The sequence below is a fragment of the Pseudomonas sp. NKUCC02_KPG genome (genome assembly GCF_019345465.1).
GTDB lineage: Bacteria > Pseudomonadota > Gammaproteobacteria > Pseudomonadales > Pseudomonadaceae > Aquipseudomonas.
Genome location: NZ_JAHKRC010000014.1, coordinates 138,752 through 149,293, shown reverse-complemented (window position 1 = coordinate 149,293; position 10,542 = coordinate 138,752). Strand labels below are relative to the sequence as shown.

Genomic DNA, 10,542 nt, shown 5'->3' with positions numbered 1-10,542 from the left:
GGCTTGCTCGCGATGGCGTCAACGCGGTGGCTCAGCCAGACCGCGTTGCCTGCATCGCGAGCAAGCCCGCTCCCACAGGTTCAGGGTGCTTAAGGCTTGCGCTTGCGCGGGCCGGTGTTGAACACAGGCACTTTACGCACAGGCTTGACCGATGGCTCGGCCGGTGCTGCTTCGCCGCTGTCCACCCATTTGCCCAGGTTGCGCTTGCCGCCACCGCCCGAGGTTTTCGGCTTTTTCGGCTTCTTCGGCTTTTTGACCACCTGACCCGAAGCATCCGTCTCGGGCACACGGTGCTCCGGCTCGAAGTCTTGCTCTTCGTGGCGCTTCAAGGTCTGGCGGGTCAGCATCTCGATCGCCGACAGCATGTTCACTTCGTCAGCACAGACCAGCGAAATGGCTTCGCCCTTCTGCCCGGCGCGACCGGTACGACCAATGCGGTGAATGTAGTCTTCGGCCACGATTGGCAAGTCGAAGTTGACTACCAGCGGCAGGTCTTCGATGTCCAGACCGCGTGCGGCGACATCGGTGGCCACCAGGATTTGCACTTCGCTGGCCTTGAAGCGGTCCAGCGCCCGTTGACGCGTGGCCTGCGGCTTGTCGCCGTGGATGCCGTCAGCGTTGATCCCCAACGCTTGCAGCTTGCCCACCAGTTCATCCACACCGTTGCGGGTTTTGGCGAACACCAGTACCTGCTTCCAGTGCTGGGTGCGCAGCAAGTGCAAAAACAGCTCTGCCTTGCGCTTTTTATCGACCGGGATAACCCATTGCTTGACGCTGCTGGCCGCCACGTTACGCGGGCTGACTTCGATGCTCAGCGGGTTGTCGAGCATCTGCTCGGCCAACAGGCGAATCGCGTCAGAAAAGGTGGCCGAAAACAGCAGGGTCTGGCGCTTTTTCGGCAAGGCGCGGTAGATGTCGCGCAGCTCTTCACTGAAGCCCAGATCGAGCATGCGATCCGCTTCGTCGAGAATCAGGGTTTGCAGCTGGTTGAACTTGATCGCCTTCTGGCGATACAGGTCCAGCAGACGGCCAGGGGTGGCAACCAGTACATCAACGCCTTTACGCATTTTCATCATTTGCGGGTTGATGCTGACGCCACCGTACACCGCGTAGGTGCTCAACGGCAGGTGCTCGGCGTACTGGCGAATGCTCTCGTGAACCTGTTCGGCCAGTTCACGGGTCGGCACCAGCACCAGTGCACGCACCGAGTTGCTGGCGACTTTCGGGCCTTCCATCGTCAGCGACTGCAACAACGGCAGGGCGAAACCGCCGGTTTTGCCGGTGCCGGTCTGGGCAGCAGCCATCAGGTCGCGGCCAGCCAGTACTGCGGGGATCGCTTGGGCCTGAACCGGGGTTGGGGTCTTGTAGCCGAGCGTCTCAAGGGCGCGCAGCAGGGGTTCGATCAGGCCAAGGGTGGCGAATGTCATGGGGATACCGTCGAAAAAGGTCTGCGCAGGGGTGCATACGTTGCAATGGCGCGCAGTTTACCCTAATTCACACGGGTTTCTGCTTGCGCCACTGCGGCAACCCGATCAACACCACGGCGCTGATGATCACGGCCATGGCCAGGCACTCTTCAAAACCAATGGTCTCACCCGCAAAGGCGATCCCCAGCATCACTGCCACGGCCGGGTTGACGTAGGCGTAGCTGGTGGCTGCGGCCGGGCGCACATTTTTGAGCAGGTACATATAAGCGCTGAAGGCGATGATCGAGCCAAAGAACACCAGATACAGCAAAGCGCCCCAGCCTGCGGCCGTCGGCATTTGGGTCATGCGCTCGCCGCTGACCAGGCTGCCCACCAGCAGTACCGCACCCGCAGTGAGCATTTCAGCGGCGCTGGCCATTGGCCCGGGGGGCAGCGGCAGGTGCCGGCTCCAGACCGAACCAAACGCCCAGGCAGCGGCGGCAAAAATCACCATTGCCGCGCCCATAGGGCTGGCTTGCAGGTTGGAGCCCAGGTTGAGCATGCCGATGCCCACCAGCCCCAGGGCGATACCCGCCCATTCCAGGCGGGTGTTGCGTGCGCCCCAGAAGTAGCCGAACAGCAAGGTAAACAACGGCACGGTGGCCACGGCCAGCGCGGCGACGCCAGACGCTACCCCCGAGTGCTCGGCCAGGGTCACGCCACCATTGCCGCAGGCCAGCAGCAGAAAGCCGATCATGGCCGCCGAACGCCATTGCACCGCTGTCGGTGCAGGCGCGCCCCGCCAGCGCATGAAGGCGTACATCAAACTGCCCGCTATCAGAAACCGCACCCCGGCCATCATCAAGGGAGGCCAGGACTCAATGCCGATGCGAATGGCCAGGTAGGTCGAGCCCCAAATCACGTACAAGGCAAAAAAAGCACCAATCAGTTGTAGCGGAAAACGACGCGCGGCAGGCATGGGGCAGCTCAAGGGCAGAGGCAGGGGACTGGGGAGTTTAGACAAGGGAGTGCGTAATAATAAGTAACAGAACGCACCAAAAGTGACCGTACACTTTTATGCCTGCCTGAGGGAGCAACACAAAACCCGTGGGAGATTGGCTTGCCTGCGAGGCTGGCAACGCGATCAAACTGACATCCCGTGGCGATGCCATCGCGAGCAAGCCCGCTCCCACCGTTTAAAACCCGCGATAGCGCTTCAGATGTTCGTTGACCTTCGCTGCCGGGACTTTTTGCAAACCACACAGCAGGTCGTGACTGAGCTCTTTCAACCCATGCTTCTGGCGCAGTTGTTCAGCCAGATAGGCCGTCAGGTTGGCCGCCATTTCAGCATCGGCCATGGCCCGGTGAGCCTGGCCGGTATGGGGCAAGTCGGCAAAGGTGGTCAGGGTCCCCAGCTTGTGATTGGGCGCAGCCGGCATCAAGCGTCGCGCCAGCAACAAGGAGCAGGCGAAATTCTGCAAACGGGTGCGCTTGATGCGGCCCATTTCAAAATCCCAGAATTTTTGGTCAAAGGCGGCGTTATGGGCCAGCAACGGTGTGATGCCAACGAACTCGTTAACCTCGTTCATCACCTGTTCGGCCGACGGCGCAGTGCGCAGCATGGCATTGCTGATGCCGGTCAATTGCTCGATAAAACCCGGGACGCGTACGCCCGCGTTCATCAGGCTTTGGTAACGTTCGACAATGCGACCGCGCTCAAGAATCACCACGGCAATTTCGGTGGCCCGGCAACTGCTGCTCGGTGAGATGCCGGTGGTTTCAAAGTCAATAACCGCGATGCGTTCCAAACCTGATCAATCCTGTAAAAGTGAGGGTTACTTAAGCAACAAATTGCCTTCAATCGGCACGTAGCGGCTGGCGGCGCGAATCAATGAGTTGGCGGTCAGGCCGGGCACGCCATAAGCCACGGTTTCGACGCCGTGCTTGCTGGCAATGCGTTCGAGCAACAGGTCGAAATCGCCGTCACCCGAAGCCAGCACCACTTCATCCACATGGGCGGCAACGTCCATGATGTCGATGGTGATGCCTACGTCCCAGTCGCCCTTGGCCGAGCCGTCGCTGCGCTGGATGTAGGGTTTGAGTTTTACCGTGAAGCCGAGGTTGCGCAGGATCTGTTGAAACTGCTGCTGCTTGCTGTCACCCCGGTCGATCGCATAGGCGTAGGCCTCGACGATTTCACCGCGTTTGGTGATATCTGCCCACAGGGCCGCGTAATTGAAATGGCAGCCATAGGCCTGGCGGACCGTGTAATAGAGGTTCTGCACATCCGCGAAGACCGCAATTTTTTTCACCGGCAAACCTCATGACGCCCGGGCAAGCGGGCCGCGACTGAAAACAAGCTCGCAGTATGCCAGCCTGCCAGGGGTTTGCGCGGATAAACCGCCCGGCGTGAACCCGCTGACTTTCAGCCGCGTTAACATTTGCTCATATCGACCCCTCATCGGTTAAAGTGGCGCACCGCTTTTGACTGCTGACAACTGCCAATGAATCCGCTGACCGTTATTCGCGACTCCCTGTACTTCTTCCAGCGCAATCTGAGCCAGATCGTGATGCTGTGCTTGCCGCTGGTCATCCTTGAAGCCGTGTTGCAGCACATCGTTGACAACGCCGTGGGTCCGGATCCGTCGCCCGGCTACAGCCTGATTGTCGGGCTGCTGCTCTATCCGCTGTACACCGGCGCCCTGATCCTGTTTCTCGATGCCCGCAGCCGGGGCGAAAGCCCGCGCAACCGCGACCTGCTGGCACTGGCCATCAATCTGTGGCCCAAGTTCGCCCTGCTCTCGGCAATCAGCACATTGCTGATCGTGCTGGGGCTGTCGATGTTTTTTATTCCGGGCATTTTCCTGACCGTCGTGCTGGCATTTGCCGAGTACCGGCTGGTATTGCGCGGTGATGCTCCGCTGGCAGCCATGAAGTCGAGCTTCACCCTGACCCGCGGCCATTTCTGGCGGATCTTTGTCTGCATCCTGGCTGTTCTGGGGCCCCTGATGCTGCTCAAGGAACTGAGCTACTCACTGTTTTCCAAGGACGACAACACACTGCTATCGCTGACACTCGACAGTGCGAACAGCTTTTTGCAGTTATTTGTCTCTGTAGTCCTGTTCCGTTTATTTATGTTAATTAGCGAAAAATCTGACCAATAAAAACAATCAGCTCCTACAAAAAGAGCCTTGGAGTGGCCCACTGCCGTCGGGTATGTTCGGACACTCCCTGTAACGTCATAAGCCGAGCCCATGCCACGTTTCTTGCGCCGCACCGTATTTGGTCTGCTGCTGATATCAGCATTGCTGGCATGCCTGATTTATAGCGTGACATGGCGACCCGATCCCAGGGAGGTGCTGACCTACAGTTGCCCGATCACGGCTCCCGTCCTGATGCCCGGCCAGGCACTCAAGGTCATGACGTGGAACATCCAGTACCTGGCCGGCAAGCGTTATGTGTTCTGGTACAACCTGGAAGACGACAGCGGCCCCGATACACGCCCTACCCGTGATGACATGGCGTACAGCCTGGATGAAGTGTCGCGGGTCATTCGTGACGAACGCCCTGATCTGGTGCTGCTGCAAGAGGTCGATGACAACGCCAAGGCCAGTGGCTACCAGGATCAACTGGCCCTGCTGCAAGAGCGCCTGATCGATATTTACCCCTGCAGTACCCAGGCGTTTACCTGGAAAGCCGACTTTGTGCCCGACTGGCATATTTTCGGCAGCGTCGGGCGTACCCTCGTGACCCTCAGTCGCTTCCAGATCGAACACGCCGAGCGCTTGCAATTGCCCGTGGCCGACGCCAACGTCATCAGCCGCCAGTTCCAGCCCAAACCTGCATTGCTGGTCAACTACCTGCCGCTCAACGACGGCGGGCAACTGGCTGCGATCAACACTCAACTGGATCCCCCTTCGCACGACAACAGCAACCTTCGCGCACAGATGCAGACCGTCGCCACCCTGGTCGACAAGCTCGAAAGCCAGGGCACGCCCTGGTTGATCGGGGGGGATTTCAACCTGCTGCCCATAGGCCAGTTCTTGCGTCTGCCCGCCCCTCTGCGGCTGGGCTACTCAGCGGACAGCGAGTTGCACCTGCTGTGGGAAAAATACCCGATGATCCCCAGCAACCCCGAAGCCACCGGCATCGACCGCGAACTGTGGCTGACGCACTTCCCCAACGACCCCCGTGTCGAAGAACCCGACCGCACCCTCGACTACCTCTTTCACAGCCCAAAGCTGCAGCGCATTGAAGGCTACGTTCGCCAGGAAGACACCTTGACCATCTCGGACCACTTGCCGGTGCTGGGGCGGTTTTTGTTGCCTGCGGACTGAATCAGGATCGCCCTCGTCGTGACCTGCCATCCAGAGTGAAGTGCTGATTGTTTTGCCTGTAGTTGTACGATGACGTATAACTATAGGCACTCAACGGTTGTCCCGCGTCTGGAGAAACTTCATGACTGATTCAAAGCGTTTCGACAATTACATTGCTGGCGAGTGGGTCGCAGCCCCCGCCTACAGCTCAAACATCAATCCATCTGACCTGTCCGATGTGATTGGCGAATATGCCCAGGCAGATGTCACCCAGGTTCAGGCCGCCATCGATGCTGCCCGCACAGCGTTCCCGGCCTGGTCGACGTCAGGTATTCAGGCGCGCAGCGACGCACTGGACAAGGTCGGCAGCGAAATCCTCGCGCGCAAGGAAGAGCTGGGCAACCTGCTGGCCCGTGAAGAGGGCAAGACCCTGCCTGAAGCGATCGGTGAAGTCAGCCGCGCCGGTAATATCTTCAAGTTTTTCGCCGGTGAATGCCTGCGCCTGTCGGGCGACTACCTGCCCTCGGTGCGCCCGGGCGTGCATGTGGAAGTCACCCGTGAAGCCCTGGGCGTGGTCGGCTTGATCACCCCGTGGAACTTCCCCATTGCCATCCCTGCCTGGAAAATTGCCCCGGCCCTGGCCTATGGCAACTGCGTGGTGTTCAAACCCGCCGATCTGGTACCGGGCTGTGCCTGGGCGCTGGCCGAGATCATCTCCCGCGCGGGCTTCCCGGCGGGCGTGTTCAACCTGGTGATGGGCAGTGGCCGGGTGGTGGGTGAAGCCATCGTCAGCAACCCGAAAGTGGACGGGGTCAGCTTCACCGGCTCCGTGGGCGTGGGACGCCAGATCGCGATCAACTGTGTTTCGCGTCAGGCCAAAGTCCAGTTGGAAATGGGCGGCAAAAACCCGCAGGTCATTCTTGACGATGCCGATCTCAAACAAGCCGTCGAGCTGGCCGTGCAGAGCGCGTTTTACTCCACTGGCCAGCGTTGCACCGCGTCAAGCCGCCTGATTGTCACGGCCGGGATTCACGACAAGTTCGTCGAGGCCATGGCCGAACGCATGCGCTCGATCAAGGTTGGACATGCCTTGCAGGCGGGCATCGATATCGGCCCGGTCGTGTCCCGCGCCCAGTTGGACCAGGACCTTGGCTACATCGATATTGCCCGGAACGAAGGCGCCCGACTGGTCGCCGGTGGCAGTCTGGTGACGTGCGACACCGAGGGGTATTTCCTCGCCCCTGCCCTGTTTGCCGACAGCACGGCCAACATGCGCATCAGCCGCGAAGAAGTCTTCGGCCCGGTGGCCAACATCATCAAGGTCGCAGACTACGAAGCGGCCCTGGCGATGGCCAATGACACCGAGTTCGGCCTGTCGGCGGGTATCGCGACCACCTCGCTCAAATATGCCAATCACTTCAAGCGTCACTCCCAGGCCGGGATGGTGATGGTCAATCTGCCGACGGCAGGTGTTGATTACCACGTGCCGTTTGGCGGGCGCAAAGGCTCGTCCTATGGCTCCCGCGAACAGGGCCGTTATGCGCAGGAGTTCTACACCGTGGTCAAAACCAGCTACATCGGGTCTTGATACGCTGATCCTGCACTGTAGTCGCTGACGAGGAACGAAGGCTGCGTCCGATTGCGAAGCGATCGTAAAACCTGAATGCGCGATCTAACTGAAATACCGCGCCGCCTGTTTTTACGACGGCTTCGTCGGAGTGCCGCACCACGCGGACGCAGCCTTCGTTCCTCGGCAGCGACTACAGGTAGTTGCGCTAGGCTTTACGCGGTTTGATCCGGGCCGTGGCTTCGGCCACCAACGGATCATCGGGCCAGTAGTGCTTGGGATAACGCCCCTTGAGGTCTTTCTTCACCTCGGCATAGGTGCTGCGCCAGAAGTTGGCCAGATCCTGGGTCACTTGTACCGGTCGCCGTGCAGGCGACAACAGGTGCAATTTGACCACCTGACGCCCGCCCGCAATGCGCGGGGTATCCGCCAGGCCGAACAGTTCTTGCAGGCGTACCGCCAAAATCGGTGGGTGCTCGCTGTAGTCCAACCGCACCGATGAACCCGACGGCACCTTGATGTGATGGGGCGCCAGTTCGTCGAGGCGCTGGGGCAGCGGCCATTTGAGCAAGTTATGCACAATGCTCGACAGGTCCAGGCCGGCAAAATGACTCAGCCGCGAAACCCTTCCCAGGTAGGGCGCCAGCCACTCCTCAAGCCCGGCCAATAGCGCAGTATCGCTGACGTCCGGCCATTCGCTGTGGCCTTGAGCCTGCATTTCAAGCTGACGCAACAGGGCCACTCGCGCCTGCCATTGACGCAGTTCGGGCGTCCACGGCAACAACTCCAGGCCTTTGCGCCGCACCAGATTGATCAGCGCTTGCGTGCGCGCCGCCTCGTCCAGACCGGTCAACGGTTCGCGACTGAGTACCAGTTCGCCCACTTTGCGTTGGCGTTCAGCACGCAACACGCCTTCTCGCTCATCCCAGTCAAGCTGATCGACAACGCTGACCTGCTCACTCAGCACGCCATCCAGCAGCGCGGGATCAAACTCGGCGGCCAGGTAGATACGCTCTTCGCGCTGGCCCTGACGGCTGCCCAGGTCTGCGATGACCAGCCAGGGCTGCTTCATCAGGCCGTCGACTTCGCTGAACAGCGCTGCCCGGCCATTGGCCAGCCGATACTCCGCACCACCGGGCTTGCGTTGCTGGGCAATGCGGTCGGGGTAGGCCAGCGCCAGCAAGGCGCCCAGCCAGCGCGGGTGATCGGGGTCGGTCACCGGCTGAGTGGCCTTGGCCCGCAAATAGCCCCGATACTGACGGGCCAGTTGTTTGGCGCGCTGCACGCCTCCTTGACCGCCCCGTGCGGCGCGGCTTTCACCCGAGAGCAAGGCCAGGCGGCTGTGCACATCCGCCCCGGCGCCGCGCAAGATATCGCGCTCACCCAATAGCGCCGCCACGTCGCAGGCCATGTCAGCCAGGCCCAAGTCTTGCCCGCGAAGTAACAGATGGGCGATACGCGGGTGCGCAGGCAGTTCGGCCATTGTTTCGCCATGCGGCGTGAGTTTTCGGTCGCGCAAGGCCCCCAGGCGTTCCAGCAATTGCTGAGCCTGTGCATAACTTGCCGCGGGAGGCACATCGAGCCAGATCAATTGCTCCGGCGTCACGCCCCAGCGCGCCAACTGCAACGCCAGCCCGGCAAGGTCTGCCTGAAGGATTTCAGCACTGCCGTAGGCGGCCAGTTGCCCGTGCTGGTCTTCTGACCACAGGCGGTAACACACACCGGGTTCCAGTCGCCCGGCACGACCAGCGCGCTGGGTGGCACTGGCACGGGAGATACGCTGGGTATCGAGACGGGTCATGCCGCTGCCCGGGTCAAAACGCGGCACCCGCGCCAGCCCGGCATCGATGACCACACGCACGCCGTCAATGGTCAGGCTGGTCTCGGCAATGTTGGTGGCCAGCACCACTTTGCGCAGGCCCTTGGGCGCCGGTTCGATGGCCGCCCGCTGAGCCGCCAGATCCAGCTCACCGTGCAGTGGGCACAGCAAAATATCGCTGCGCGAGCCCAGCGCGTCAGCCAATTGCTGATTGACCCGGCGAATCTCTGCCTGCCCGGGCAAGAACACCAGCAGGCTACCGCTTTCATCGTTGATGGCATCGAGGACGGTCTGCACCACTCGCGGCTCGATAAACTCGCCGGGCACAAAGGGCCGCCCCCAGCGCATCGTTACGGGGTACATGCGTCCTTCACTGCGCAGGATCGGTGCATCGCCCAGGATGCTGGCCAGGCGCTCGCCCTCAAGGGTGGCGGACATCAGCAGGATTTTCAGCGGTTGCTCGTCGCGAAACAGCTCACGGCCATTGAGGCTCAAGGCCAACGCCAGGTCGGCATCCAGACTACGCTCATGGAACTCGTCGAAAATCACCAGGCCTACCCCTTCCAGCGCCGGGTCGTGCTGCAGGCGGCGGGTGAGGATGCCTTCGGTGACCACTTCAATACGGGTATCGGGACCGACTTTGCTGTCGAGACGAATCCGATAGCCCACGGTTTCGCCGACTTTTTCACCCAGTTCACTGGCCAAACGCTCGGCGGCTGCACGGGCAGCAAGACGCCGGGGTTCGAGCATCAGAATTTTCTGACCGGCGAGCCACGGTTCATCGAGCAGGGCCAGCGGAACACGGGTGGTTTTACCAGCGCCGGGGGGCGCTTCAAGCACGGCTTCATGGCGCTCGGACAAAGCCAGGCGCAGCGCAGGTAAAACTTCATCAATCGGCAAAGAAATCATGGTGGCTCCAGAACAGAGCGGCGAGTATAACGGCGAACAGTTGAGCATTAAGCGCGGTCTTAATGATTCAGTCCTTTAAGCGTCTTCGAGGTTTTTGTATGCGTATGTCTTCCCGTGTGATCGGCGGTGTCGTGGTTGCGGCCCTGCTCAGCCAATTGACTGCCTGCGGCAGTATTTTCTTTCCCGATCGTCGTGGACAGATCGACGGCAAGATCGATCCCATGATTGCTGTGCTCGATGCCGTAGGCCTGCTGTTTTATGTGATTCCGGGCCTGATCGCATTCGGTGTCGATTTCGCCACCGGCGCGATTTACTTCCCGCCAGGCAAAACCGCACAAATCGCCCCGGAAAAACTGCGCGAAGCCATTGGCGAAGACGGCAAGGTCGATAACGCCAAGCTTCAGGCCATTCTCGAAAGCGAGTTGGGCCGCAGTTTCCCGCTGAACGACCCGCGCCTGATCCAGCACAAGGGCAGCGCACAGCAGTTGGCCATGTACGGTTTGCAGCCCGCCGCCTGAAGCCCGT

Annotated in this window: 9 protein-coding genes; 4 read left to right on the top strand and 5 right to left on the bottom strand. The window is 60.7% G+C overall.

All coding sequences use genetic code 11. The annotated features are described in order from the left end of the window. Nucleotides 1–89: 89 nt before the first annotated feature. The 4 genes from KO536_RS19040 to KO536_RS19025 all read right to left on the bottom strand — a co-directional run bounded on the left by KO536_RS19040 (nucleotide 90) and on the right by KO536_RS19025 (nucleotide 3,718). Nucleotides 90–1,427, bottom strand: a complete 1,338-nt coding sequence (locus tag KO536_RS19040; protein WP_133076973.1) for a DEAD/DEAH box helicase — start codon at nucleotides 1,425–1,427, stop codon at nucleotides 90–92. A gap of 67 nt (nucleotides 1,428–1,494) precedes the next feature. After that, entirely contained in the window at nucleotides 1,495–2,385 is an 891-nt protein-coding gene (yedA, locus tag KO536_RS19035; RefSeq protein WP_133076974.1) for a drug/metabolite exporter YedA, read from the bottom strand. Nucleotides 2,386–2,602: 217 nt separating this feature from the next. Beyond that, nucleotides 2,603–3,214, bottom strand: coding sequence for a PolC-type DNA polymerase III (locus tag KO536_RS19030; protein WP_133076975.1), 612 nt, complete (start codon nucleotides 3,212–3,214; stop codon nucleotides 2,603–2,605). A gap of 27 nt (nucleotides 3,215–3,241) precedes the next feature. Continuing rightward, nucleotides 3,242–3,718, bottom strand: a complete 477-nt coding sequence (locus tag KO536_RS19025) for an NYN domain-containing protein (protein WP_133076976.1) — start codon at nucleotides 3,716–3,718, stop codon at nucleotides 3,242–3,244. A gap of 192 nt (nucleotides 3,719–3,910) precedes the next feature. Here KO536_RS19025 and KO536_RS19020 point away from each other — a divergent pair, with 192 nt between their 5' ends. The 3 genes from KO536_RS19020 to KO536_RS19010 all read left to right on the top strand — a co-directional run bounded on the left by KO536_RS19020 (nucleotide 3,911) and on the right by KO536_RS19010 (nucleotide 7,310). After that, nucleotides 3,911–4,570 (top strand): YciC family protein, encoded by a 660-nt coding sequence (locus KO536_RS19020; RefSeq protein WP_133076977.1) that lies wholly within the window; start codon nucleotides 3,911–3,913, stop codon nucleotides 4,568–4,570. A 90-nt stretch (nucleotides 4,571–4,660) separates the two neighbouring features. Next, the gene (locus KO536_RS19015) at nucleotides 4,661–5,743 is read left to right on the top strand and encodes an endonuclease/exonuclease/phosphatase family protein (RefSeq protein ID WP_133076978.1); all 1,083 of its coding nucleotides are present in this window, start codon (nucleotides 4,661–4,663) and stop codon (nucleotides 5,741–5,743) included. A gap of 121 nt (nucleotides 5,744–5,864) precedes the next feature. Then, complete coding sequence (locus tag KO536_RS19010; RefSeq protein ID WP_133076979.1) at nucleotides 5,865–7,310, top strand: aldehyde dehydrogenase family protein; 1,446 nt, start codon at nucleotides 5,865–5,867, stop codon at nucleotides 7,308–7,310. A gap of 187 nt (nucleotides 7,311–7,497) precedes the next feature. On the opposite strand, the gene hrpB is transcribed toward KO536_RS19010, so the two are convergent. Next, nucleotides 7,498–10,017 (bottom strand): ATP-dependent helicase HrpB, encoded by a 2,520-nt coding sequence (gene hrpB / locus KO536_RS19005; protein WP_219262644.1) that lies wholly within the window; start codon nucleotides 10,015–10,017, stop codon nucleotides 7,498–7,500. Between the two features lie 98 nt (nucleotides 10,018–10,115). Here hrpB and KO536_RS19000 point away from each other — a divergent pair, with 98 nt between their 5' ends. Continuing rightward, complete coding sequence (locus tag KO536_RS19000) at nucleotides 10,116–10,535, top strand: polyribonucleotide nucleotidyltransferase (RefSeq protein ID WP_133076996.1); 420 nt, start codon at nucleotides 10,116–10,118, stop codon at nucleotides 10,533–10,535. Nucleotides 10,536–10,542 lie beyond the last annotated feature (7 nt).

Coding starts and splice junctions, on each gene's coding strand:
- yedA (WP_133076974.1), bottom strand. CDS start 2,385: ATGCCTGCCGCGCGTCGTTTTCCGCTACAACTGATTGGTGCTTTTTTT.
- KO536_RS19015 (WP_133076978.1), top strand. CDS start 4,661: ATGCCACGTTTCTTGCGCCGCACCGTATTTGGTCTGCTGCTGATATCA.
- KO536_RS19000 (WP_133076996.1), top strand. CDS start 10,116: ATGCGTATGTCTTCCCGTGTGATCGGCGGTGTCGTGGTTGCGGCCCTG.
- hrpB (WP_219262644.1), bottom strand. CDS start 10,017: ATGATTTCTTTGCCGATTGATGAAGTTTTACCTGCGCTGCGCCTGGCT.
- KO536_RS19020 (WP_133076977.1), top strand. CDS start 3,911: ATGAATCCGCTGACCGTTATTCGCGACTCCCTGTACTTCTTCCAGCGC.
- KO536_RS19040 (WP_133076973.1), bottom strand. CDS start 1,427: ATGACATTCGCCACCCTTGGCCTGATCGAACCCCTGCTGCGCGCCCTT.
- KO536_RS19010 (WP_133076979.1), top strand. CDS start 5,865: ATGACTGATTCAAAGCGTTTCGACAATTACATTGCTGGCGAGTGGGTC.